The 26,827-nt window shown below is 42.7% G+C and carries 14 protein-coding genes; 7 read left to right on the top strand and 7 right to left on the bottom strand.

What is annotated here, in order from left to right; translation table 11 throughout:
* Window positions 1-354 precede the first annotated feature (354 nt).
* From cydB to I6E61_RS07705, 6 genes are all read right to left on the bottom strand, one after another.
* Entirely contained in the window at window positions 355-1,371 is a 1,017-nt protein-coding gene (gene cydB / locus I6E61_RS07730) for a cytochrome d ubiquinol oxidase subunit II (protein ID WP_197132653.1), read from the bottom strand.
* Window positions 1,371-2,867 carry a cytochrome ubiquinol oxidase subunit I gene (locus tag I6E61_RS07725; protein ID WP_227685729.1) on the bottom strand — a complete coding sequence of 499 codons (1,497 nt, stop codon included), beginning with the start codon at window positions 2,865-2,867 and terminating at the stop codon, window positions 1,371-1,373. Before I6E61_RS07725 ends, cydB begins: the two co-directional genes overlap by 1 nt.
* A 426-nt stretch (window positions 2,868-3,293) precedes the next feature.
* Window positions 3,294-5,774, bottom strand: coding sequence for a triacylglycerol lipase (locus I6E61_RS07720; RefSeq protein ID WP_197132650.1), 2,481 nt, complete (start codon window positions 5,772-5,774; stop codon window positions 3,294-3,296).
* 563 nt (window positions 5,775-6,337) lie between these two features.
* Window positions 6,338-7,435, bottom strand: a complete 1,098-nt coding sequence (locus I6E61_RS07715; protein ID WP_197132647.1) for a hypothetical protein — start codon at window positions 7,433-7,435, stop codon at window positions 6,338-6,340.
* 224 nt (window positions 7,436-7,659) lie between these two features.
* On the bottom strand, window positions 7,660-8,304 hold the full coding sequence (coq7, locus tag I6E61_RS07710) for a 2-polyprenyl-3-methyl-6-methoxy-1,4-benzoquinone monooxygenase (protein ID WP_197132645.1): 645 nt from the start codon (window positions 8,302-8,304) through the stop codon (window positions 7,660-7,662).
* A gap of 239 nt (window positions 8,305-8,543) precedes the next feature.
* Complete coding sequence (locus tag I6E61_RS07705) at window positions 8,544-9,875, bottom strand: MFS transporter (RefSeq protein WP_197132641.1); 1,332 nt, start codon at window positions 9,873-9,875, stop codon at window positions 8,544-8,546.
* Window positions 9,876-10,331: 456 nt separating this feature from the next.
* Here I6E61_RS07705 and I6E61_RS07700 point away from each other — a divergent pair, with 456 nt between their 5' ends.
* Window positions 10,332-13,613, top strand: a complete 3,282-nt coding sequence (locus tag I6E61_RS07700) for an autotransporter assembly complex family protein (RefSeq protein ID WP_197132639.1) — start codon at window positions 10,332-10,334, stop codon at window positions 13,611-13,613.
* A gap of 72 nt (window positions 13,614-13,685) precedes the next feature.
* Window positions 13,686-18,680 (top strand): translocation/assembly module TamB domain-containing protein, encoded by a 4,995-nt coding sequence (locus I6E61_RS07695; RefSeq protein WP_197132626.1) that lies wholly within the window; start codon window positions 13,686-13,688, stop codon window positions 18,678-18,680.
* Between the two features lie 237 nt (window positions 18,681-18,917).
* On the opposite strand, the gene hemP is transcribed toward I6E61_RS07695, so the two are convergent.
* Entirely contained in the window at window positions 18,918-19,082 is a 165-nt protein-coding gene (gene hemP / locus I6E61_RS07690) for a hemin uptake protein HemP (protein WP_010200173.1), read from the bottom strand.
* A 279-nt stretch (window positions 19,083-19,361) separates the two neighbouring features.
* Here hemP and I6E61_RS07685 point away from each other — a divergent pair, with 279 nt between their 5' ends.
* From I6E61_RS07685 to proB, 5 genes are all read left to right on the top strand, one after another.
* Window positions 19,362-20,498, top strand: coding sequence for an NUDIX domain-containing protein (locus I6E61_RS07685; RefSeq protein ID WP_197132614.1), 1,137 nt, complete (start codon window positions 19,362-19,364; stop codon window positions 20,496-20,498).
* Between the two features lie 438 nt (window positions 20,499-20,936).
* Window positions 20,937-22,103 carry a lipocalin family protein gene (locus I6E61_RS07680; RefSeq protein ID WP_197132612.1) on the top strand — a complete coding sequence of 389 codons (1,167 nt, stop codon included), beginning with the start codon at window positions 20,937-20,939 and terminating at the stop codon, window positions 22,101-22,103.
* 400 nt (window positions 22,104-22,503) lie between these two features.
* The gene (locus I6E61_RS07675) at window positions 22,504-23,946 is read left to right on the top strand and encodes a glyceraldehyde-3-phosphate dehydrogenase (RefSeq protein WP_197132609.1); all 1,443 of its coding nucleotides are present in this window, start codon (window positions 22,504-22,506) and stop codon (window positions 23,944-23,946) included.
* 300 nt (window positions 23,947-24,246) lie between these two features.
* Window positions 24,247-25,458 carry an Obg family GTPase CgtA gene (gene cgtA / locus I6E61_RS07670; RefSeq protein ID WP_194196989.1) on the top strand — a complete coding sequence of 404 codons (1,212 nt, stop codon included), beginning with the start codon at window positions 24,247-24,249 and terminating at the stop codon, window positions 25,456-25,458.
* A gap of 81 nt (window positions 25,459-25,539) precedes the next feature.
* A complete protein-coding gene (gene proB / locus I6E61_RS07665) occupies window positions 25,540-26,712 on the top strand; it encodes a glutamate 5-kinase (RefSeq protein WP_194196990.1) in 1,173 nt (390 codons plus the stop codon).
* The last annotated feature ends 115 nt before the right edge of the window (window positions 26,713-26,827 follow it).

Here is a 26,827-nt window from a genome sequence, read left to right as displayed (position 1 = left end):
CAATCTACAGTCAACTGCCTTGTAGCAATTTTAGATTTCTTTGACTATATGAGTATGCATAAAAAAGCAGTGTTGATTCAATCAACGCTGCTTTTTTATGTGTGTGCCGTTATGAGTATTAAACACCCATTGCGAGTTTGATTAATTGTGCAATGGTAAATACCACCAAGAACCCTGCCACATACAGCCCGACAAACCATAGCCATTGTGACTTTTTCTTACTGAGTTTTTTCATACTCGTCTCCTACTTGCGTGTTAATACGCTTTTGAAAATCAGTATAGCTATTGCTAATAACGGCAGTAGCCAGTGACTGTTTTATCAATTCATATGTCTGTGCTTAATGTTCTTACTTATCAGTACATATGCTCATGATCCGTTTTACCCTTAAAGGTGTAATACGCAAAAGCGGTATAACTCAGAATAATTGGCAGCATAATAACGGCACCAATTAACATAAAGGATAATGACGTATCTGCTGCGGCTGCCTCATAAATCGTCATTTGATACGGTACGATATAAGGGAACATGGCAGAACACACACCGATATAACCCATCAAAAACAATGCCACAGTCAATAAGAATGGACGATATTCACGCTCGGTATTTAAATCTTTACGCATGATAAAGAATAACAGCACAACGATAATAGGCATAGGAGCCAGATATAAGATACCTGGAAAATGAAACCATCCGTCGAGTGCATTGATATCTGAAAAATACATAAAAGCTGTCACGACAATCATGGCGACGACCAAGGCCGATAACATCCAACCAGAGACTTTGCGTGCCCAAACTTGTAGTTTGTGCTCTGTTTTAATGATTAGCCATGTAGAGCCTAATAAGGCATAACCAATAATCATCGCAAAGCCGCAGACGATTGAGAAAGGCGTTAACCAGTCAAACGGTCCGCCAGAGTATAATCGATTGCTGGCTTCGAGCCCTTGTACCAACGCCCCAAGCATAATCCCTTGAGAAAAAGTAGCAAGTACTGAACCGACAAAAAAGCAAGTATCCCAGACATGACGACGTGTCGAGGATTTGAATCGAAACTCAAATGCTACGCCGCGCAGGATAAGGCCGAATAACATCGCCGTCACAGGCAAATAAAGACCTGTCATAATGATGCCATAAGCGACTGGGAAAGCGGCGAACAAGCCACCACCACCCAGTACCAACCATGTCTCATTACCGTCCCAAAATGGCGCGATAGAGTTCATGATGCGACTACGATTTTTATCGGAGCCTGCAAATGGAAATAAAATACCACAGCCTAAATCGAAACCGTCCAGTAAAACATAAACGAATACTGCGAGAGCGATGAGTCCGCCCCAAATTAAAGGTAAGTCTAATACATCACCGTAGTTAAACATTAGCGTAACCCTCCTTCATCGATGTCATCTGCAGGTTCATCAAGGTCTGTTCTCATTCTATCGCCAGCGTTGATATCGCCAGCCAACGTACGACCTTGACCTTCCGTGACAGAATGCTCATAGAAGTTATCTTCAGAAGGGTCGGCATAAGGTTTTGGCCCTTGAGCAATTAGGCGTAAGATATAGAAACTGCCTGCGCCAAAGACAAAGATATACAACACAATAAAACCAATCAGTGTGGTCGCGACTTGCTGTGCAGCGACTGGTGACATACTCTCAGCGGTACGTATAACGCCATACACGGTCCATGGCTGACGGCCAGTTTCAGTTACAAACCAACCAGACAATAATGCAATAAAACCAAGCGGTGTCATCATCATCCACGCACGGTGGAACCAGACACTTTCGGGATTGAATTGCTGTTTTTTGAAGTATTTGTATATACTAAACAAACCGACCAACACCATCAACATACCAATAGCGACCATCATACGGAATGCCCAAAACACAATCATAACGTGTGGTTGGTCTTCAGGTGCCCAGTTTTTGAGACCTTTGATTTCACCATCTAATGAGTGTGTCAGAATCAAACCAGAGACATATGGAATCTTAACTTCATATTTATTGGTTTGGTTTTCTTGGTCGGGAATCGCAAATAAGCGTAAGGCGGCGCCGCGCTCATCTTCCCAAATACCTTCCATCGCAGCGACTTTGGCTGGTTGATGTTCTAAGGTGTTTAGACCATGTTCATCACCAATCAACACCTGAGCTGGCGCGACAAATATGGCCATAATCATCGCCATACCTAGCATGACACGACCGTGTTTGCGGTGCTCGGTATGTTTTTTGGATTGTAAATAATAAGCACCAATACCACCAATGACGAATGCAGTTGTCAAGAATGCTGCTGTCATCATATGAGCATAGCGGTATGGGAAAGAAGGGTTGAAGATAATCTCAAGCCAATTGGTTGGGTATAACAAACCATCTGCACCCACCATAAAGCCCTGCGGCGTTTGCATAAAACTGTTGGCGGCTAAAATCCAAAAACCTGAAATTAGCGTACCGATGGCGACAATTGCAGTGGCAGCAAAATGCATACGTTTGCTCACACGTCCCCAACCAAATAGCATGATACCCAAGAAAGAAGCTTCTAAGAAGAAAGCAGTCAGTACTTCATAGGCGAGTAGTGGGCCCAAGACGTTACCAGCTTTGTCAGAGAATACAGCCCAGTTAGTGCCGAACTGGTAGGACATCACCACACCTGATACGACACCCATACCGAAGACGACAGCGAATATCTTAATCCAATGCTTATAAACTTCAGCATAGATAGGATCGCCCGTTCTTAACCAACGGAATTCAAGTACGGTTAACCAGCTAGCAAGCCCAATAGAGAAGGCTGGAAATACAATATGGAATGAGATAACAAACGCGAATTGAATACGCGCAAGTAGTAGTGCGTCCATTTGATCGATCATAAATGCAGCGAACATAAGCGCTTACCTTTATTTGTTAGCCAAGTAGCGCAAGCTTCCATGATACGCTCAAGTAACTGCCCGCAACCTTTTATACGAGTATCGCGGTCAATAATCAGATTTTCTTTAGCTGTGAATATTAGCAAGTTAAATCGTTTTATTTGTGCTATGACTAAAGCGATTTAACTGAATAAATAATTTATATCCATACAAATTAAGAAATAGTCGTTCATTTAATTACTGCTACTGTTACTGATGCCTCATTATGCGCCTACAGCTTTATAGCTACAAGTAAGGCCATGTAACGCATACTTACTAGTACATATAAATTAGTAAGAATAAGTTAATGCTATATTCTTTATATAATATTATATATTGTAATAAAGTATAAAGAAGGTATTTTATCGTACTCAACAGTGTTCAATATCGTCAATCCTAATAAAGTTACTGATTGAGCTGCTGATGCAGTATACGCCTTAAAGTTAAGATAGTTTGAGGGTTTTCTTGAATGCTATGACCACCATTAATGACCGTCTCAGAGGCAGCACCGTCTAGATGTGCACTGGTGTAAGGTACGATACCATCAGATAAACGCTCAGTTAATGCCTGACTGATATCTTCATCAATGGTAACAGCTGCTACAAGTGATTCATCTGTCAGTTGAGTAGTATCAGAATTAGAGATTTTACTTGTACTAACAGTATTATCTCGCGCGTTTTCTTCCATTACTTGTGACAAGTCAATTCTTGCACCGCCTGGCTGCATTTGTGCCAGTCCTTTGGTGATGTCAGCATCGTTATTGGCAATAATTGAGTGATAAGTAATGCGCTCACTCATGTTGATGTCTTTGGTTAACTGTATAAAGGAGGATTTATTACTGAGTTGACTGGCGCCATTTTGTAGATATAGAGCCCCTAATGGGTTGTCTGCCAAATCGCCTTTCGTTGCAATCGTTGCTAAATTTTCAGTGACGGTTTTCACTAAACCGACAGGCAAGTAGACAACACGGCGTAGGGCACGAGTGAACCAGCGGTCTGCATAATCAGTGCCACGAAACGGCGCAGACAAAAAGACAGCGGTATCTACTTGTGGTAATGCCTGTAGCTTAAAACGTTCTTGCAATTGTGCTTCACCAAACGAAGCTTTGAGTGCATCACGAATTTTACGTTTCTCGCTATTTGAGAGTATATCTTGATCATCGAGGTTGTCTAGGTCATCGACCAAATTCTCGTCAGATAGCATCATGCGAGCGATCACAGCACCCATGCTATGACTGATAATCACACTGTTTTTGCTGGCGAGATTTTGTCCTGTTGGGTCGGTCTGTTGGTAAGTGCTGTCAATCAGACGTTGGATTTGGTAACGGTTTTCTAAAATAGGTAAGTTGGTTGGGTAGAATATTTGCCAAACTTGATAGTTGTCACGTAACTTATCATCATTGAGAATATCGTTGGTCAAATTCACCCACGTTGCAGGGCTAGAGGCTAAGCCATGCAGCATAATCAGCACGCGCTTATTGGGATCGTAAGGCTCAAGCATAAATAGTTTGGGCAGTCTTTCTTCTGGCTGACGAGTGATTAAGTTCAAATAGCCGACGCCATCCAGTTGGTTTTCTGATAGCCACAAGCCATAACCGGCAGAGAAGTTAGCAGCCAGTGTATAGTCGTTATTAAGGATATTGACGCTTTCGCTTTGATACGGGTCATACAGATGGATATCGAGCTTGCGACTGTCTAGTACTTTTAGCACGCTATCACCACTGGGTTTAATCAGACCTGTTAATAGTAAGTGGCCTGTGGGATAGATTCGCGAACTTGGTTTACTGTCATCGATGTTGTTATCTTTTTCATCACTCGATTGACCTGATAATGAGGATACCAATAGTTGGCGAATCGTGGTGGTGTAGCGATCATCCAGTGAGGCAACAAAGCTAATACCTAAGCCTGGACGTTTGCTAATTGAATTGAGCCCAGAGAGGCGTAGATCATAAGTAGAGACCAAGTCTGCCAGTGCGGACGTTTGCTTATGCGCATTTTGTAGATAGCTGTTTTCATTGGGTAGATAAACACCGAGGTCATAGCCATCGACTTGTATTCTCATGACTTTGATTTGGTCGGTGGTCTTGCCTTTTAGAGGTGGACGATTGGCAATAGCAGCTTGGGCACTGTTGTCACGCTCAGTGGAGGCTATTGGTAAATGTTCTATCTGCGGGTCGCCCATCAATTTATCTGAACCATCCACTGCTTTGTAGAGCTGAGTGATGACATCGTTGCTCGCCGCATTATAGATATCTTGGGTCTGAATATCGGTATCGTTTGGAATGCGGTTTGGTGTACTAGAATGGCTATTGTCCTGAGTGCTACCCTCAAAATCATGCGCTAAACTGTCATAAAATAAATAGGTATAACTGTATTTTATTGCATTAAACAAGCTTTCTTGATAGCCAGTTAGGCAGCGACTGGTGTTTTCTTGTTGAGTATTGGCCTCGGTATCACTTAACGGTGCATTGGCATAATAAGGGTCGAGAGGCGGACGAGCAAGGGCATTGCGGCAGTCTTGCGATTTGGCAAGCTGTCGAGCCTTTGCATAATGTAGTTCGGAAAAAACAGCCAATGCAGGACGGTAGTGTTCATTTAAGAGACTGTCTGTGAGCTGGGTCAAACATAAATCAAATTGTTGCATACAAGCTTGCTCATTGAGCCCTGCTGATAGGAGTGCTGATGCGGTATCACTACTAAGCTTATCGTCAGTGACAATATTACCACGCTGTGCCGTAATGGTCTTTGCTGACGCTTGTTTATTCACCGTGACCGTACTACATGCAGGCAACAACGCCATCGCTGCTATCAAAACGACTGAAGTGATCGGTATATTTTTTTTATTAGCGTGCGTTACCATATTTTTGATAGGGTTAACGAAAGTCATAGTTCAGTCCAGTTAGTCATCAAGGTATGAGTCAGTAAGCGGTGTACAAGAGAGAGTGTAGCGTAACTTTTGTGATTAAGCTTTTTTATTTGAGACTGTATCATTAGGGCTTTATCATTAAGTAATATCTAAGGAATAAGGCTGTCTATTATTGATGCTACTGTTGACATTGCTCAACTATATTTATATTTCAATAATCGAATATATTACTTATTTAAGCAAGATGAGAACCCAATTAAAATAACTGGTTTATTAGGGTGTGTCCTCATTTCAAAAATGGAGATAAAATGAGATAAATTGTCGTCAAACGAGAAAAATAGTGCAGATAATATCGAGATATTGACCAACTATTTGACGCTGTTTGACGCTGTTTGACGCTGTTTGACGCTGTTTGGCAAAGTTTAGCCATTTTTAGCCCAGTTAGATGATTATCGCTTGAATTGAGGACATGCCCTACTAGACACAAAAAAGCGTCTCCATTTTATATCGATATAAAATGAAGACGCTGACTACTTTGGTCGTAGATTATGTATCAATCATTTTGATCAATACATAAAACCATTTTAAGCACCTGGTTTAACGTTGATGTCAGGCGCTGGTATGTCCCAAATATAGAATTTACCTTCTTCAATGAGTTTGATCTGCTGACCAATCATAGCATTATTAGGATTTTGACTTTCAAGGCGACGTAGACGCTCTAATGCGCTATCACGACGGTCACTTAACACGTCTGACTGTGCCAAGCTTTGCTCTGCTTCGGTATAGCCTAGAGAGACGGCTTTATCTAAGTATTTTTGACCTTCTTTAAAACCGCCACCTTCTGATAGCATCATGCCGTACAAGAAGTTGGCTTCACCACTATCAGGCTGAAGCTTGATAGCGCGGTCAACATATTTACCACCGCGTATCGTATAGTCTGAACCCAAATCTAAATTACGTCCCATACCATTAAGCTTGGCTGCACGAAGCAGTACATCATAAGAGGCATTTGGTGACAGGGCATAAGGTTCAATCCACTCAGCTAACACTTTGATTTTTTCGCGAACATTATATCGTTGCGTACGGTTAGGGAAGTTTGGCGGATAATGGCGGGCATTAGGTGACGCCTCTTGGATAAAGTCATCAAGCAAGCTCACGTCTAATTTGTCAGAGTTAGCGGTTGTTTGTTGTGGAATCAATACGGTCTTTAAAAAGCTCACGTCTGACAACTGTACTTTCGGCGTTGGAATATTTGCAAGTTGACCACTACGCAGATCGATACCAGATGTCGTCATTGGCCCAGGCTCATAGACATGAGTGCTACCTGTATATACAGGCTTAGTTGGGGCAGGTGTGACATTTTGTGGCTGCCCAGAACTCATCGGGAAAAGGCTTTGTGTAGGAGCGCTTGGTTGAGTAGTGGCGGCAGGCGCATTAGCTTGTGAAGTTGGTTGAGTGTTTGATTGATCTGTACTAGCAGCTTTAGGTTGAGCAAGACGAATCACGCGTTTGCTAGAGTCTACAGCACTAGGAACTGATGTGGCTGCTGCATTGGTTTCGGCCGCATTGACAGGCGCTGATAGTAACATTGTACATGCGGCTGCTAGGGCGGTCATCGTGACCAGTTTAGAAGACTTGGTAGACACACTGCTAGAGAGTATTGATTTTTTAATGGTATTCATAAAGATTGTTACCTTGTTTATTTAGTCGTTATTTAGCAATTAAATGGTCATATAAGTTGTGTCTTTACTGCAAAATCGTACAAATTTTTTATACCGTAGCAAATTAAGCTTTACGCTATCAGTAGTAGGATTGTTAATAGCAAACGTCAAAAACTCGATAGTAGACGCGATAATCAAGCTTATAGTCTCTATTAATCTAGAGCTGGCAAACTTCCTGCTTAGCACTACAAATGATAAGCAGTGGCTTTCATACGGTTGGCCATCCAGCGCATCGTCTTGCGTACAGGCGGTGACAATGCAGCACCGCCGCTGGCAAGTGCGAGCTCACGATGGTGCAACTCTTCGATATCCATTTGTGCCAGTATCTCTTTTGAGCGCTTGTCATGCTCAGGCAGTTGCTGGATATGATCTTGCAAGTGCTCACTGACTTGTGCTTCTGTCTCTGCGACGAACCCCAAGCTGAATTCATTAGAGATAGCACCAGCTACTGCCCCAAGACTAAAAGACATGCCGTACCATAGTGGCGTAAAGAGACTGGCGTGGCTACCAAGCTCACTTAGACGAGTCTCACACCAAACCAGATGGTCAACTTCCTCTTCGGCAGAGTGTTGCATGGATTGCTTGACGCCATGATCTTTCGCAGCAAAGGCTTGACCGTGATACAGACCTTGCGCACATACTTCACCAGTATGATTGATACGCATCAGTCCTGCGACATGCCGAGCTTCAGTAATGGTCAGCTCGGGAATCTCATCACTGCTGACGGGTAATGGACGGGTACTAGGATTTGAGTGCGGTACGACAGCTCGTAATGCCTTATCGACGCCGAGTAAGAACTGGTCAATTTTGGATAAGGGACGTAGGGCCATAATTCACTCCTAATGGCTGTATGTACTATCAAAAGGTACTGTTATTAAAAGGTGCTATTGTTAAAGTGCTATTGTTAAGAATTACTATCAAAAAATAAGGTTGTCTGTTTTTCTGAGACAATTATAGTCTCAGCTTCACAAGCATTACTATAGCAAACAATCTAAATTATCAGCACGAATATTATCGGCTCAAAAACATACTGATTACTATAGTAATACTCAATTCAGCTTTAGCATATTTATGGAACGACTTCATCATGCGTTTGAATCACAGCGCTTTTGATATGTTTATTGAGCTTGACGTATAAAAACGCGCCAAATGCAATATTGAGTAGTCCTGTTGCCAAAAACAGCTGAGGCATGCTCAACGCCAACGTATTTAAGATAATAATTGCGAAAATCGCTGAGGTAACCATAAATATCGCATTAAAGATATTATTAGCACCAATGATACGCGCACGATGGCTTTTGGGTGCATACGCCTGCATAGATGCATATAAAGGCACAATATATAGACCGCCACTAAAACCCAAAAAGAACAAGTCTGCAAATACTCGCCAGCTACCACTCATACCCACTAAATCACTGACACTGAGGAAGGTGTCATTGCTCACGTTGATATTAAGACCTGATAGTGAGAAATATAAATCGATTGCAAAAATACTTAATCCAGCAATGCCAAAAGGTAATAAGCGCAAACTGACTTGGTTTTTGGTCAAAGATTTACACAGTAATGAACCAATCGATACGCCAACTGAAAATAGCGTCAATAGGAAAATTACCACTGACTCATCACCATGCAAAATGACTTTGCTAAGTTCTGGCATTTGGGTCAAGAACGTCGCACCATAAAACCAAAACCAACTGTTGCCAAGGATGACACAGAATAGAAAAGGTAATGAATATAAGTAGCGAACCGTGGCCAAACTGGTGGTGAAAATATTCCAGTTGATTTTTAGACTGGGCTGCATCGCTGGCATGGTTGGAATGTAACGTGCTGCCAAATAGCCCAACACGGCTACGATCAGAACGGTCACACTAATCCAATACAGCGACTGCGACAGTTGCGTGAGGACGCCCGCAATAATCATCCCTAGCAAAATAGCTAATGAGGTGCCCATTTGAAACAAACCATTGGCACCAACCAACTCGTCTTCTTTCATCGCTTGTGGCAAGTAGGCGTATTTAATCGGTCCAAAAAAAGTTGAATGGGTACCCATTAAAAACAATGCTACAAATAAGAGGGCATACCACTCAAACACGAAACCAACTGCAGCGATCGCCATGATCACCAGCTCAAGCAGTTTGATCAATTGTGTTAGCTTTGACTTTTCGTATTTATCCGCAATTTGCCCTGCCAACGCTGAAAACAAAAAATAGGGCAAGATAAATAACATCGCGGCTAAGTTATTTAAGATACTGACTTCCATTCCCAATTGACTTGCAGCGGTGTAAGTCAGAACCAGTATGAGCGCTTGCTTAAAAACATTGTCATTAAACGCGCCCAAAAACTGGGTAAAAAACATGGCACTAAACCGGCGGTGCTTAAATAACTGAAACTGATTTGCCATGAAAGTTCCTACAGATAGATCGCGGCTGATAGATTAAAAGGACATACGGAGTGCGGCTTTTAAGATAAAGGTAATTATTAATAGTATCAAAAACTTATCGAAATATAGCATAGGTTTTATCAATATTAGGACGTATAATAGCAAGGCTTTGGTATAAATACATGCGCCCGACGCTATGATTTCATAATTATCTACGTTATGATTTGTGAATTTTACAGGGTTTTACTGTTATATATAAGTGATGGCAAGCCCCGCTATCAATACAGTCTACCTACCTATTGATACGATAATGGCACTCAGGTCTAAAGTTTGCACTATTGGCCGCAGACTGTCATTATCAAGAGCAAAGGTAGTCAATCAGAATCTGAGCCCCGATTAATAAGTTTATTCACCGGTAAAACTTAGCGACTGCTATCGTTAATGACATTGTGCCGCGTGAGGTGATAGGAAATAAAAATGAACCACCAGCCTTCAACTCTAGCGCGTCTTATATCGGTTAGTCCGTGTGATACTCATATAAATGTGCAAGATGATATCAGTGCTCAACGCATGCGATCTCATCATACTCAACCTTGCGATATTCAACTTTGCAAAACTCAAAACAGCCCTCGTATGGCTACGTGCGATGCGCCGCGCATTCACTTTACACGCTCTGCGCTTTTTTCTGCTTTAGCGACCAGCTTTGTTGGTTTTGGTATCGCACCTGCAGCTTTAGCTGATACTGCCATCAATGCAAGTACTCCTGCTCAATCCGTGACCAACCAAGTAGCAGCCAGTCAATCAACCACACTTTTAGATTTAGATCTAGATTCAGATGACGATGTTCAGCTCAATCTTTTTGATAGTTCGGATGATGAGTTGTTGCAACAAGCCACAGCGATACAGCAGCAGGGTTATCAGATGATGACGCCTGCGCAGATTGATCGTGAACTCGCTGAGTTGAATACGCAAAATACCCAAGATATTAATACGATAGGTAGCGGTAACAATCTTAATAATACTAATGGCATCAGCAATAGTGACGTTGATAGGGACTTTACGGCGCCAATCGCGACGTTGAATGATACGGCACCTCCAATTGGTTTAGATGTGGAACTTGATGCCGACAGCCTGCCATTACCTAGTAATCTTGACACATTGGGTAGGAATGAGACAGCCGCTGAATCAACAGAAACAACTGAAGTGGTACAGCCTGCAACAGTCAGTGCCGAAAGTGTAGATGGTGACAGCGGTGATAGTAATGAGTTGATAGCGAGCACCAGTGATGTAACGGATGTAGAGGGTACGACATCAAATATTATTGATCCAAGTGATTACCTGCCAGATTATCAAACTGATACTCAGGTAGAAATCGAAAATGTTGAACAAAACAATAGAACTGGGCCGCGGGAACGCAACAAAGGCAACATCGTTAAGCGCCTTTACAATCGTTTCTTTAATGATGGCGCGATAACCTTACCTAGTATAGAAACAACGATTTATTTACAGCAAGCACCGTCTGATGATACGACCAATGGTGAGCCTAAAGAAATCAAAGCAGATGATAGTATTCAGCCGATGAAAAATATCAAAGCTGCCCTTGACCAAACCACCGCTCCTTCAGTTGCCGACTTTACTTCCGCTTTGCCAGGCTTACGTGAAACCGCTTTGGATGCGGCAAAAGCAGTGGGTTACTATGAGGTTGAATTGAGTCTGCGTCAGCCCAGCAGGGACACGTTGGATGTCGTTATTGAAGAACTGGGCGAACCAGTGCTAGTAGATAGCCGTATCATAGAAATTCGAGGTGAAGGTAGCGACCAAGAAGAGTTTGTCAAATTAGGGGAAGAGCTGCCACCAAAAGAAGGTGATGTCTTTAACCATCGTGTCTACAAAGAAAGTAAAGCTGCGCTAGAGTCGCTCAGTAATACTTATGGTTACTTTGACCAATACTGGCTAAACAAATCTGTCGACGTCATCTTGCCCGATAACACAGCGGATGTGTCTTTGGTCTATGACACGGGCGAGCGTTACAAGTTTGATGAAGTGGTTTTCTTTACCTATGACAGAGAAACCAACACATTGACTCGAGATCCCGATAAACTGCCAGTTGAGCTGTCATTATTACAGCAGCTGTTTGACTTTAAACCAGGCGAGCCATTCTATGCACCTGCCGTGACTAAATTTAGCAACGATTTATCATCGACACGTTACTTTAATACGGTCAACGTAGAATCGATATTACCACCAAACGAAAGCAGTGAATACAGTACCTTGGCTTTTGATAATACTCCAGTGAATAGTAACAGTACGTCAAGTGAAGACATCAGTAGTGGTAGCATCACAGATCTCATGAATAATGGCAATGAATCTATAATGACTGCTAACGAGGCCCTTGTCAGTGACTCTGATGACAGTAGTGTAGTTGGCGAAAACACGGTTAATGAAGAGGATATTGCGGCTATTGAGTTTGAAGCTGATGAAGCCACGCTCGATAAACTACAAGCCATCGAACAAAAAGCAGAACGCTTGAGTAGCTTGCCAAATGACCGAGTGCTGGATGAAAAAGAGCAAGAAGCAGAGAATCTTTTGGGTAGAATTAGTGATTCCATCAGTAATGTCGCTCAAAAAATATTCCCTGATAAAGAAGGTCTCCTCGCTGATGAAAACTTTGTGCCACCAACCTTGGCAGGACGAAAAACACCGCAAGAAGTGGCTGAGAGTAAAAAAGTACCTTTATATGTTTTCGTGGCTTCTAATAAGCCACGTGATGCTCAATTTGGTCTTGGTTATGGAACAGATACTGGTGTTCGAGCAACCGCAAAAATAGATTACAATCTGCTAAATCGTCAGGGCTATCAAGCTGGTGCAGAAACTGAAGTGTCAGGCATCACTCAAAATGTGGGTATTTATGCAAGTCGGCCTTGGAAGCATCCACTCAATGACAAGCTTGATGCGACCTTAACTTATGAAGAAGAAGTCATCGATCAAGGTGAAGGCAATTTTGACCTATCGACCAAAACCCTAAAAGCAGGATTGGCACGTAATATCCGTCGTGACAGTGGGTGGAGTCGTAGTTACTCTATGCGCTACCGTTTGGATCAGCTTGAGACAGGTGTTGATGAAACAGAGTTGGAAGATTTACCCATACGCTTTACGTCCTCCAATCCAACTCAGCAAGCATTGTTATTTGGTTATAGTGTCAGTAAAGCCGATGTGGATAATAATACCAATCCAACTCAGGGCATACGTCAGACCTATTCCCTTGAAGCAGGCAGCGATACGCTAGCTAGTGATACCAATATGGCCATCGTTCGTGCTGGTCTTAGCGGTATTTATAGCTTTGGTGAGGATAAGAAACATCAAGTATTGGGTAGTCTAAATACGGGTTATATTTGGGCAGATGACTTTTACGATGTGCCTTATAAATTACGTTTCTTTGCAGGTGGTGATCAAAGTATTCGTGGTTACGATTACGAAAGCTTATCGCCATTAGAAAATGGCTATCTGACGGGTGGGCAAGTTCTCGCAGTTGGTAGTGCTGAATATAACTATGAGTTTAAACCAGGTCTTCGCGGTGCATTCTTCACTGATGTGGGTAATGCTTATGACGAAAACTTTGAGACTGAGACAAAAGTCGGTGTCGGTGTCGGTATCCGCTGGGCATCGCCAGTAGGTGTGGTGCGAGTCGATGTGGCAGCTGGTGTAACAGAGGAGAGTATTCCTATTCGATTACATTTCTTTATTGGCTCACCTTTGTAGTCATGAAATTGGTTCTATTTGTTGTTTATCGTGCCAATCGCTGGCCATCATTTTCTAACGTAGTTGAGTGTCATGCTGACAAAAAACACCCCGCCTAGTAATTCACCAGATGAAGATCCTGCACAGCGTGACGCTCGTGCAGTTAAACGTTTTTATCCCCTGTCATTCCTACTCAAACTGCTGGTTCTGGTTGTAATTGTACTAGCAATTATGTTTGCAGTGTTTTTTTACGCAGCAGGTACAGAGACGGGCACTAAGTTCATATTAGAAAAAGTTAGCGCTGAGACGGGCATAGAGTTCAAATATGGTCAAGGTAACTTGCGTGACGGTATTTGGGTTAGTGATATCGATATCAAAGCGACAGAAGATCTTGAGATATTGGTTGATAAAGCCTATGTAAAGATAGGCTGGCGCGCTGTGTTTGCCAAAGAAGTGCATTTGCGTGAGGCCGACATACAGAATATTGAAATTATCAATAATGAGCCACCAACGGGTGAGCCTTTCGATTATAAAACTCTGCAATTACCCGTTAATCTACGGTTTGACCAAGCTAAAATCAAAAACATTACTTATAAGCAAGTGACTAAAGAGCCTATTGTCGTCCGCAATGTCGTTGCCCGTGATTTGACTTGGGTCGGCAGCACGGTATCCATTGCTCGTGGTGATTTACAGTATGCTGATATAGTCAAGATCAGTGCCTTGCAAGGTGAGATTGATTTCCAAGGCGATTATCCACTAGATTTAAGTGCTATTGCAGAAGTAAGTGCACTAGAACAAGCCTATATCGATCCGCTGAATATTACCGCTACAGGCACCCTCAAACGTACGGTTGGCAAAGTGCGCAGCCGCTATAATGATAGTGATGTGAGTGGCGATTTTATCGTGCAGGGATTGGACAGTGATTCACCGTTTCGGGCAAAATTGCAATGGGATGATATCCTAATTCCTTATGCTGAAGATCAAGATATTCGTCTAAAAAGCGGTACGGCCACCGCTGAGGGTGTCGTCTCTGAGATACGTCTACGCATCAATACTGAACTGACGGCCAAAGATATCCCTTCAGGTCATTATCAAGGCCGTGCGATTATTGCTGATAGTCAGCTGCGTATTGATCGTTTAGATGCTGATGTACCTGCTGGACGTTTAGGGTTGCAGGGTATTTTGGATTGGAAAAACAGCTTTGATGCAAAAATTAGAGCGACAGGCAGTAACTTTAATATTCGCCAAGCGATTCCTGATGAGTATGCTGACTTTAAAGCATATGCACCGCAAACGCTTGATGGCAGACTGTCGCTACATTATCAGCAGCAGAATAGCGCAGGTAATACAGAGATAGATGTAGACTTACGTCAACGTGATGGCGAGCATGTCAATGCCAACATTGCCAGTGGTAAAGTTTCAGCGAAATCTAAACAGGCGGCTCCTTGGTACATTGATGCCAAATGGCAAAACTTAGTTCGCCGTGATGTGCCTGATATAGGCAATATTAATAGCCCTAGTGGGCAGGCGGATGTCATCATTCGTGGTTCACAGCTATCCGTCGATGCCAATGCGGTTATCAATGAGCTCAATGCTGCACCTAAAGGCAACTATGATGTGCGTCTACGCAAAGCTGGTGACGTCATAGATATCAATCGCCTTAACTATGAAGGAATCGTGGGCGACCTATCGGGAACTGGACAGATTCGACTAGCGAGTAAGAATACGCCACTTACATGGCAAGTGGATGCGAGTACCAAGGGTTTGCTCCCGAAAAAATACCGCAGTGACTTACCGCTTGAGCGTTTGATAGGCAGTATTAATGCCCGTGGTCGTTTGTTAAACATCACCAAAAACGGTGTTAGTGGACAGCGTCATATTATTACGTTGAATAACACTGATTTGCAGACGCAGCTTGATGCCACACAAGACAGTCGTACCATCGGCATAACAGGTGGTGGTGATGCTAGTATCGATATCGTGGGCGGAGAGCTTTCTGTATTTGATGCGCGTTTCGATGGGCAAGTTGACACGGCAGATGTGCCAAAAGGTCGCCTATCTATTGATGCCGCTGGTACGCCAAGTCTGATTAGTATTCGTAAGCTAAACTACAATGGCGAGGCTGGTGCAGTGGCAGCGAAGGGTGTCATTGATTTACGCAAAAATATTGGTTGGACGGTAGATGGCCGCTTTGACGATTTCAATTTGGGTTATTTTCTGCCTAATAATCCAGCAATTATTACTGGGGATCTAAAAACCAGTGGAGAGTGGCAAGCGGCATCTAATAATAGTGCAAATGCAGCAGGCAAACTAAAACGTTTTGCCGTAAATTTCGATGGTGTGCTGGATGCTGAACAACTGCCAGCTGGTAAGTTGACCATTGAAACTAGCGGCGATGATCAATTGATTCGTATCAAACGCTTCCGCCATGTTGGGGCTGCCGGCAGTATAGATGCCAACGGCACCGTAGATGTGCGTCAAGGCGTTGCTTGGGATATCAACGCAGTAATGGATCGGTTTAACCTAGGGTATTTCCTAAAAGATACACCAAGCCTTATCACGGGTACGATAGATACTGATGGGCGCTGGAGTGACTCACAGCAAATTATTAATATTAAACAAGTTGATTTGAGAGGAACGTTAAAAGGTCAAACGCTAAGTGCTAAAGGCAGTTTAACGGCAAAGATGCGCTTACCAAAAGACTTGGCAAGCTACTTTGAAAGCCTGCAAAAGCAAGATGCTCAAGCGCAATATAAGAAAGTAAATGCCTTAATTGATAGCTTAAATGCCAACAACCTCGTACTGCGCTGGGGTGATAATTACGTAACCGCCAACGGTAATGCTAAGCAGTTACAAACTAAAATTAATATTACCAGCTTAGATCAGCTCTCAAATCAGTTTGCAGGTAAAGTAACAGGGGGCGCCACTTTATCACAGCCCGTAGGGCAAGCCTTGCCAACGATTTATATTGATTTGGTGGGTGAGCGTCTTGCGCTACCAGGCTTTATATTGCGTCAGGGCCGAGTTCGCGGCAAACTGGTTAATCTGGCAAACAGTCCAAGTCAGCTTATCATTACTGCTGAAGGACTAGATGCTGCTGGACAGAGCTTTAAGAGTGTTAAGGCTTCATTCAATGGTACAGAGCAGGCACACGTGGTCGATCTCGACGTGGCGAATGAACAGCTGACTATCGGTGCGCGAGTCAAAGGTGGTTTCAATCGCAATAACGTGAGCTGGTCTGGAGTAATCGGTGAGGGTCGTATTAAGTCTAAATACGCGACCTTGAACCAGTTACAACCAGCACAATTGATTGTGAATTTACCTAATGAACAGAATGGAAAAAACACGGACTTCAAAGTACAGCTAGCCGCGCACTGTTGGCAAGCTGCTGATCAAACTGGCAAGCTGTGTTTACGCAAAAAATTAATCGCATCACCAGATCAAGGTGAGGTCGATGTGGCCTTACAAAACCTGGATACTTCATTGTTCTCAGTCTTTTTGCCCGAAGATATTGATTGGTATGGCAAGATTAATGGTAAGGCTATTGTCGGTTGGCAACGTGGTCGTCCACCGACTATCAATACAACCTTGTATTCGGACAATGGCAAAATCGGCTTAGCTCAAGAAGGTGATAGTGCTGCTGTTACTTTGCCTTATAAACGAGTCTCTCTCATTGCTGTATCAGTCGCAGAAGGTCTCAAGCTGCGTACAGACATCAATACAGGAAGCGGTGCTCGTGGCTATGCTGAGGTCGTTGTTGATCCTTATAAGTCGCCTAAACCAATCTCAGGTGCACTGGTGCTCAATGAGCTTAATCTAGCGATATTTAAGCCTTTCTTCCCTGGTATGCGAGTCCTGCGAGGGAATGTCACAATGGCAGGTGGAGTCGGTGGTACGTTAGACAAGCCGCAGTTCTATGGTGATGTAAAACTTTCGAATGGCCGTATCGCCATGTTGGACTTACCAATTAACTTGACCAATGTGAATGCTGCAGCCAAAATTCGTGGCACTCAAGCAACGATGGATGGCACGTTTAACAGCGGTACTGGTAAAGGGTCTTTGACAGGAACGATTGATTGGAAGCAAAAGCTACAAGCTAAGCTGAGTGTTATAGGCGAAGGCTTGGTGCTTACTCAGCCGCCGTTGCTAGTGGCTGAAATAGATCCAGATATTGACATTATTGTGCGACCAGGCGACCGCTATGTCGATATTAAAGGGGCGATTAGTGTACCGTCAGCGACCATTCGTCCACCAGAAGCCAGTGAAGATATTGTGACTCAAACCGAAGACGCAGTCGTGCTCGATCGTCGTTTGATTGGTAATATCGATGAGGTCTTGGCTGTCTCTAAGCCTTGGTCTATTAATGCAAATATTGGTATTGATTTGGGTGAGGATATCAATTTCCGTGGCTTTGGTGCTGTTATTCCTTTAGCAGGTGCGATTAATATCACCCAAAATGGTACGGGCATTATGCGTGCTAAAGGTGTGGTACAGGTGTCACGTCGTACCGATATCAATGCCTTTGGTCAAAGCTTAGAGCTCAATTATGGTCAAGTACGCTTTGATGGTGATGTTATGAACCCGACCTTGAGTATCGAGGCGGTTAAAACTATTGAAAGTAAAACAGTTGGTCTACGGGTCACAGGTAATACCGAATCACCAAACATTACTGTCTTCAACAATGCTGGTCTAACACAGCAGCAAGCGATGAATGCATTGGTCACAGGCCGCCTTACTAATACTGGTGCGACCCAGATCAGTGAGCAAGGATTTAAGTCGCAGGTTACCAACAACTTAGCAGCAGCTGGACTGAGTTTTGGACTGAGTGGTACGCGCAGCTTAACCAATCAGATAGGTCAGGCTTTTGGGCTACAATCTCTGACAGTGGATGCCTCAGGTAGTAGTGAAGATACTAATGTCAATGTCACTGGTTATGTGACCCCTGACTTGTATATTCGCTACGGAGTGGGTGTGTTCAATGCTCAGAATAGCTTGTCTATTCGTTACCAGTTGACGCGTCGTATCTATGTTGAAGCAAGCGCTGCTGCAGAGAATGCAGTGGATGTGGTTTATAGCTGGCAGTTCTAAGCGTAACGCTGTAGTCAGAGAATTACTAAGCTGCTACGGTGTTAGTCTCCTTAGATGTACTACCTGTACAATCTGCAGTCGACTGCCTTGTAGCAATTTTAGATTTCTTTGACTATAAATTATTATCAATATCTAAAATCTATATCCATTAACGATGACTATAGTAATGTTCAGTCAATAAAAAACGCCTTTTAATGAAGGCGTTTTTTTATAAGTGGACACCGAGCGATGTTCGTTCTATTTGGTTAGGATTAGTCGATTATTACGCGTTAGGCGTAGACGATACTCTTCACCTTCGTGCTCGATACGTACTTCCTTGGTTAGAGCAAATAAGTGCTGTGATTGTAGGGTAGGTAGACGGTTTTCGCGGCAGTTTAGATAACGAGAGATGACCATGCTCATAATAAAATCCTTTTGATAAAAAATAGCTGAGTAGCGATAACAGTAAGCAATCATCTTTAACGATAATAATTATCATTTAGATTGAATGATTTTGCAAGACAATTGATAAAATAAAATGCAGTTATTATGTAAACTTATCTAAAGCAGTTGTCATAAAGCCTACATCAAACAAGTTAGTTTATAAAAATTGTTTTCAGAATCAGTATTTTAAGTTAGATAATTGCTGTTTTCTAATATTTTTGAATGACTGGATAAAAATGAACAATGAAGGACAAAACTATGCCAAGCAAATCAGATAACCAAGAAATAAACCAAAACATAGATAAAAAAGCAGTCATCGTAAACGTTGCCGTCGCTGTTATTCACCATAAAGAGCAATATTTGCTTGGGTTTAGAAATGCTACCCAACATCAAGGCAATTGCTATGAGTTCGTCGGTGGTAAGATTGATGCCAATGAGAGTGCTGAACAGGCACTGGTTCGAGAAGTCGCTGAAGAAACAGGGATTGCTATAGAGAATGACATTATCGTCAAGCTTGGTCGTTTGCATCATGACTATGGTGACAAGCAGGTTGTACTACAGGTTTACAAGATTGAGCTGGCAGTGCAGCAATACGAGCAGCATAAGCATTGCGAATATGGACTAGAAGGGCAGGCGCTGACATGGGTAGATAAGTCCAAGTTATTGGCAGGTGAGTATCCTTTGCCTGCTGCGAATAAAACGATTCTAGAGTGGCTGAGATTACCAACGCAAATCACTATTACCTATCCGTTAGCACATTTTAGTGAATGCGCAGATTCAGCGGCAGCATGGTTGCAATATCATCAAGCACATTTAGCACCAGAGTCTTTGGTTTATATTCGAATAAAAGAGGCTTGCCCAGAGCGCTCAGGTAACTTAGCAGCTCAATTGATGCATGGTCGTCCAGACATTCAAGTAATTGTACCTTATGGTACTGACAGCCAATTTGTAGACGTTGATGAGCCAATGCCGACTAAAGCTGAAAGCATCTCTCATCAAGTCGTTGCAAATCATTTGACCCATGCATCACTGATGCAATGGTTTGAAGATGCTCAAGATCTTTCTGTCTCTGAGGCTTGTTTATCGGATAGCTTTCCATTGATAATCAGTTGTCACGATATTGCCAGTATTAAAGCCGCCAACAAACTCGCCAGTGTTCGAATACAGCACCAGCTGTCGCCAGTGATTGGTATTTTTATCTCACCAGTATTAGCCACTCAGACACATCCTGATACTGTGCCACTTGGTTGGGAGGCGTGGTCTGCCTTAGCACAGCTGGCCGATATGCCAGTCATTGGTTTGGGAGGTCTGTCACCCATGATGATTGACCGTGCATTAGTACATGGTGGTATTAGTGTTGCTGGTATTCGTCAGTTTTTTAACAAGGAAAATTGATAAGAGATTCGACTTATTTTGAGCCTGTTATTTGTCGAAAATTATCAGGATTATTACTAATTCTCCTGATACTTATCCAGTAAGTAACTATGTTTTTATTAGGTATTTGTTCCACCGTATAAATACCTAATAAAAACATAGTTACTTACAAACCGTTGCTTTTCCCTACATAGCGACACTATTTTAATAGTCAAGTTGTCCTTAATATAGAATACCTAATTAAAGAGTGTTTACTCTATCATTCATAAGCAAACTGCCTATCGTTCATTAGCAAAATGCCTATGAAAATATATTTTAACCTTTGTAGTAATATCAAATTCTATAGCGCTGATTTGTTTATTAAACGCGTTTTTTGAATTTGGTGACGTTCAGAGAGTTAGGTTAGGTGGATAAATACACAAAGAAATTTTCACAGTCATTATTAATAACGGTAATTCTATGAAAGCCAACAAGTTACCTAAGTCAGGATGGTCTGATTCACAGGAAGCTGGTTCTCAATCTCAGCAGACTAGCCAGCCAAGCAGTTATTATCTGAATAAGGATAATACGCGAAGGACAGGCTATGCCAGCAATGATGCTAGCTACAACCATGACGAATCGAATGATGAGTATCCGAGCCATTCGGTAAAAGACACGTCTTCGCAAGACAGCTATTTTGGGTACAAAAACGCTGTCAAAAGCCCGCCAAAGGCTAAAGAGTCTGCTATGTCTGATAACGACATTACGAAAAATAATGGTTTGAACAGCAGTCTTGAACAGTCTCAAGGAGTAACCTTGTCTGAGCCACTGACTTCAGAGTCTGTGGCTGATCAGGTGAACATATCAAAAGAAAAATTCGAGCACAAAAATTTTGAACAAAAAACTGATTTGTCATCGGATACCACTCTTTCATCGTATAAAGAAATACCGGAGCGCGTATTTATGAATGGACTGATTAAGCATACGGGTATTGCCTTAGCGATTATTATCCCATTGGCTGCGTTCTCAGCTTATGCTGCTACGCCACCAGTCAATGTAGCGGCTATGGCTGCTACTAATGCGATGATGGATAAAACCACGACAGAGACATTGTCTATAGAACCAAGTGCCATCATTCACAAATCTGCAACTACACCAACCACTGTAGATAGTGTTGATTTAAAGCAGTATGCGGGTAAATGGTATGAGATAGGGCGCCTACCGATGTATTTTCAACGTAAATGCGCAGGTGATGTTACGGCCAATTATGCTCAAAAAGCTGATGGAAAAGGTATAACCGTTACTAACAAGTGTATGGCCGAAGATGGCTCGGAGATTGTTGCTGAAGGTCTAGCAAAGCCGGCGGATGAGACTGGTAGCAAGCTAAAAGTCACCTTCTTGCCCTCATGGATTCGTTGGTTACCAGTCGGCCGTGCCGACTATTGGGTGCTAGCACGTGATGCTGATTATAAGACGGCATTGGTCGGTACACCTGACAAAGATTATCTATGGCTGTTGGCTCGTTCGCCCAATATCAGTCAAGAGACCTACTCTAAATATCGTCAGATTGCGCAACAGCAAGGCTATGATCTAAAAGAATTTAAGCTAACGCCGCAAACCAATCAGACGGTAAATTTAACGCCATAGTTAATGTTAAATATGAAACGTTAGATCTAATTGTAGAACGAGTTTGTATATTTGCTTGAGAGCTGTTTATTATCAGGCACTTCAATTAATAAAAAGTTATAGCAATTCTAATTTTAAAAAAACCTGATAAGGCAGCATACATGGCTGCCTTTATTTTTATCCCTGTCTATATATGAGTCTGTATATGAGAATGAAACCTATTATGCACACTAGCTAATCGGTTACTACTGGCAAAATGAGGCGTTTTAGGCTAAAATCTATGCGATTCAAATACTCTAGTGTCAATAACCCATATTGATAGTGGTTGATTATCATATTAGAGTCACCATTTAAAGCATACACAACCTATCTATTTCATACTTCTTCATATTTTATTGATCATACATTACTGACCATAAGGATGTTTCTCGTGAGCAACGCTGATACCTTACGCCAATTACATCAAGACCACTTAAGCAACTATAACAATCAAGAGCAACAAGCGATTGAGCTAATGGGGTTATTGAATAAGCTCTATAATGCGCAAGACGTACAAGTGACCTTGTTCGGCGAAACGCTAGACTCTACCTCAGTTGGTCAAATACTCGCTTTGCATCAAAAAGTTGCGTTGCGTGACCATGGCGCTAAGTCTATTGATATCGCTGATACTTTAGCAATGGTAAAAGTCATCGCAGAGAGCAAAGATATCCAAGCCACTCGTATCGATGTTGGTCAATTGATTGCTAATGACACTGACGTACAAGCTGCGCTAAAATCTGTTAATAATGCAGGTGCCGTGAATGGCGCGACAGATGTAGTATTATATGGTTTCGGCCGTATTGGTCGTATCTTGACCCGTTTATTACTGGCGCAAGCATCAAGTGCAAAAGGTATGCAGTTAAAAGCTATCGTCGTACGTCCAGCAGCTGCTGGTGACTTGGCCAAACGTATTTCATTGCTTGAGCGTGATTCGATCCATGGTAGATTCTTGGGTGGCATCAGTATCGATGATGACAACAACGGCATGATTATTAATGGTCGTTTTGTACAAGTTATCTATGCGAAAGATCCTAGTGAAATAGATTACACCGCTTATGGTATCAACGATGCTCTCGTTATCGATAACACGGGTATCTGGAAAGACGAAGCAGGCCTTGGCAAGCATCTACAATCTACTGGCGTGAAAAAAGTACTACTAACTGCCCCTGCTGGTGGTGACATCAAAAATGTCGTTTATGGTGTGAACAATGACACGGTTGGTGATGACACTATCGTTAGTGCTGCTAGCTGTACTACTAATGCTATTACACCAACGTTGAATGTATTGAATGATGAGTACGGTATCGAAAACGGTCACGTAGAGACTATTCACTCATTTACCAATGATCAAAACTTGGTTGATAACTACCATAAAGCAGACCGCCGTGGTCGTAGTGCAGTGATGAACATGGTTATCACGAGCACAGGCGCGGCAAAAGCAGTTGGTAAAGCACTACCAGAACTAAGTGGTAAGCTAACGGGTAACGCTATCCGTGTACCAACACCAAATGTCAGCCTAGCAATTTTGAACTTGACGCTTAAAACGGCACCAGAAAGTGCTGAAGCGTTGAATGAATTCTTGCGTAAAATTGCCAACGGCAGCACTTGGCAGTCGCAGATTGCTTATACAGATTCTACAGAAGCCGTATCGACTGATTTCGTTGGCACGACTCATGTTGGCATCATCGATGCGCAAGCGACTATTCTGACTGGTAATCAAGCTATTGTGTATGTTTGGTATGACAACGAAGTAGGTTATAGTACTCAGGTATTGCGTCTGGCGACACAGATGGCCGGAATCAGCTACGCTCAGATTCCTGCATAGAACGTTAAGCATAACAAACCAGTTGTCTGATATTGTGTAAATCGGTGCAGTCGTACTGCAAAATTTGCCATAATAGCGTCTGGTTTGGATAGCTTGATATTGCGTTAGCTGTCATACTTAAACACCCGATAGTCCGATTGATTATCGGGTGTTATTTTCATATTGAATATCAAATACAAGTAGCGTGCTTTTAGCGATTATTTTGTCACGATATTTTTTGTGACAACACAGTAAAACCCCATAATATAACCGTTGGTTGTAACCAGTACATAAACTGGATTGTGAATTAAGGAAAGTAAAATGCGATTTATTGATGAAGCCGTCGTAACGGTAAAAGCAGGTGACGGTGGTAACGGAATCGCCAGTTTTCGCCGAGAAAAATATGTCCCACGTGGTGGCCCTGATGGTGGTGATGGTGGTAAAGGCGGAGATGTTTATGTCATTGCAGAAGATAACACTAACACCTTAGTTGATTATCGTTATACCCGTCGTCATGATGCCATGCGAGCTGAGAACGGTCACAGTAGAAACTGCTCAGGCAAGGGTTCTGATGATTTGTTCTTACCAGTACCTATCGGTACCACGGTAGTTGATACCGAAACAGATGAAGTATTGGGTGATTTGATTGAACTTGGTCAGACGTTACTAATTGCCAAAGGTGGTGATGGTGGCTTGGGTAATACCCACTTCAAGAGCTCCACTAATCAAGCACCGCGTAAAGCCACATCAGGTTTTGAAGGTGAGCTAAAGGTTCTTAAATTTGAGCTAAAAGTTGTGGCTGACGTTGGCTTGATTGGTTTACCTAATGCTGGTAAATCGACCTTTATCCGTCAGGTTTCTGCTGCTAGACCAAAAGTTGCTGATTATCCATTTACCACGCTAGTTCCGAATCTAGGCGTAGTCGATATCGGTCGTCATCGCTCATTTGTGATGGCAGATATTCCGGGTTTAATCGAAGGTGCTTCAGAAGGTGCTGGACTTGGTATCCGTTTCTTAAAGCATGTAGCGCGTACTCGTCGTCTGTTACATGTGGTTGATGTAAAGCCAGTTGATGGCAGCGATCCAGTAGCCAACGCTCGTGTTATCTTAAATGAACTTGAACGTTTTTCGCCTGAATTATCTAACTTGCCTCAGATTTTGGTATTAAACAAAATTGATCAGGTGCCTGAAGAAGAGTTAGATGAGCTCTGTACCCATATTGTCGCTGAGCTTGGTTGGACAGGCGATGTATTTCGCACGTCAACCCTAATGGGCGAAGGGACTGATGCGGTTAAATATCATCTGATGAATGAGATTGAACTAGAGCGTGAGCGTGAACTAGAAGATCCTATCTTCGCTGAAGCACAAAGAACACGTTTTGAGCGCTTAGAAGTAGAAGTCCGCCTGAATACTGAAGCTCAGCGTGAAGCCTATCGTGCAGCTCGTAAAGCAGCACGTGAAGGACTAGACTTAAATGACGATGATGACGACTTCGATGATGAAGATGGTGTCGAAGTGGTTTACGTTCCGTAGTAAGTGAACAAGCTTGAACTGATATACCTGAATTTTTTAAATCAATCCCCTAATCAATTCATAAGATAAAAAGGAGTTTATATGGCAGATGGCATAGAAAACACGATCGAAGAAGCAAGATTTGTTAAACAAAATCGCAACTTTGATATTCAGCGCGTTATTGTCAAGATTGGCTCATCGTTGTTAACCAATAACGGTCGAGGACTGGATCGAACTGCCATATACGAGTGGGCCAAGCAGATTGCTAAGCTGCACAAGCAAGGCGTCGAAGTGCTGTTAGTATCGTCAGGTGCTGTTGCTGAAGGTGTGGTACGTATGAACCTTGAGGAGCGTCCTAAAAAACTAGCAGCACTGCAGGCCTGTGCTTCTATTGGTCAAATGGGTTTGATTGAAACATGGTGGTCAGCATTGATCCAACATGGTATCCAAAGCTCGCAACTGCTACTGACTCATGATGATCTGTCTAATCGTAGCCGTTATCTCAATACGACAGGTGCTCTGACTCAATTATTAGAATGGCGCGTGCTACCTGTTATCAATGAAAACGATACCATTACCATCGATGAAATCAAATTCGGTGATAATGATACATTAGGGGCAATGGCTGCTGCGATGGTCAATGCTGATTTGTATATCATCCTCACCGATCAAGATGGTGTGTTCACAGATAATCCACGTGACAATCCTAATGCAAAAATGATTCGTCAAGAGCGTGCGATGGCTGATTATTTATTTGATATAGCTGGTGATGGCGGTAAGCTAGGACGCGGCGGTATGTTAACCAAAATCCGTGCTGGTCGCCTTGCTGCAATGGGTGGCTGTCCAACTGTTATTGTGAGCGGTGCCATTGAAGATGTCATTACTCGTGTAGTATCAGGTGAAGCGGTTGGTACGCTATTGACGACTAACGATGAAGACAAGATTATCGCCCGTAAGCAATGGCTTGCTGCGCATTTACGCATGTCAGGTAGCTTGGTTGTAGATGCAGGTGCTGCTAAGGCATTGACTGAGCTTAATAGAAGTCTACTACCGGTCGGTGTTGTCGAAGTCCGTGGTGGTTTTGATGAAGGTGATGTGGTTGAGATTATCCATCAAGATACTGGTGAGCGTATCGCGGTTGGGCAAGTCAACTTCTCATCGCAGGATGCACATCGAGTAGCCCGTGAGCGTACAGAGCAGTTTGATAGGATTTTTGGTAGCAGTGAAGAGCGCGTTGTCATGGTACATCGTGACAACTTGGCACTAACCGTATAGTACATTAATAATATAGAAGCGCTTGGTATGTACACATTTTCAGTCTAAATATGTATTAATAATATTGAAACTGAGATGTTGCTACGACCATTCTATAAATATTTATCATTCTTTT

This window comes from Psychrobacter sp. NZS113 (genome assembly GCF_015864825.1).
Taxonomy (GTDB): Bacteria; Pseudomonadota; Gammaproteobacteria; order Pseudomonadales; family Moraxellaceae; genus Psychrobacter.
This window is presented reverse-complemented; position numbering and strand designations above follow the sequence as displayed.

Bases quoted from the DNA above. Each gene is read 5' to 3' on its own strand.
- I6E61_RS07685 (WP_197132614.1), top strand. From the start codon at position 19,362: ATGCCAAGCAAATCAGATAACCAAGAAATAAACCAAAACATAGATAAA.
- hemP (WP_010200173.1), bottom strand. From the start codon at position 19,082: ATGAGCATGGTCATCTCTCGTTATCTAAACTGCCGCGAAAACCGTCTA.
- I6E61_RS07715 (WP_197132647.1), bottom strand. From the start codon at position 7,435: ATGAATACCATTAAAAAATCAATACTCTCTAGCAGTGTGTCTACCAAG.
- coq7 (WP_197132645.1), bottom strand. From the start codon at position 8,304: ATGGCCCTACGTCCCTTATCCAAAATTGACCAGTTCTTACTCGGCGTC.
- I6E61_RS07700 (WP_197132639.1), top strand. From the start codon at position 10,332: ATGAACCACCAGCCTTCAACTCTAGCGCGTCTTATATCGGTTAGTCCG.
- I6E61_RS07680 (WP_197132612.1), top strand. From the start codon at position 20,937: ATGAAAGCCAACAAGTTACCTAAGTCAGGATGGTCTGATTCACAGGAA.
- I6E61_RS07695 (WP_197132626.1), top strand. From the start codon at position 13,686: ATGCTGACAAAAAACACCCCGCCTAGTAATTCACCAGATGAAGATCCT.
- cgtA (WP_194196989.1), top strand. From the start codon at position 24,247: ATGCGATTTATTGATGAAGCCGTCGTAACGGTAAAAGCAGGTGACGGT.
- I6E61_RS07675 (WP_197132609.1), top strand. From the start codon at position 22,504: ATGTTTCTCGTGAGCAACGCTGATACCTTACGCCAATTACATCAAGAC.
- cydB (WP_197132653.1), bottom strand. From the start codon at position 1,371: ATGTTTAACTACGGTGATGTATTAGACTTACCTTTAATTTGGGGCGGA.
- proB (WP_194196990.1), top strand. From the start codon at position 25,540: ATGGCAGATGGCATAGAAAACACGATCGAAGAAGCAAGATTTGTTAAA.
- I6E61_RS07705 (WP_197132641.1), bottom strand. From the start codon at position 9,875: ATGGCAAATCAGTTTCAGTTATTTAAGCACCGCCGGTTTAGTGCCATG.
- I6E61_RS07720 (WP_197132650.1), bottom strand. From the start codon at position 5,774: ATGACTTTCGTTAACCCTATCAAAAATATGGTAACGCACGCTAATAAA.
- I6E61_RS07725 (WP_227685729.1), bottom strand. From the start codon at position 2,867: ATGTTCGCTGCATTTATGATCGATCAAATGGACGCACTACTACTTGCG.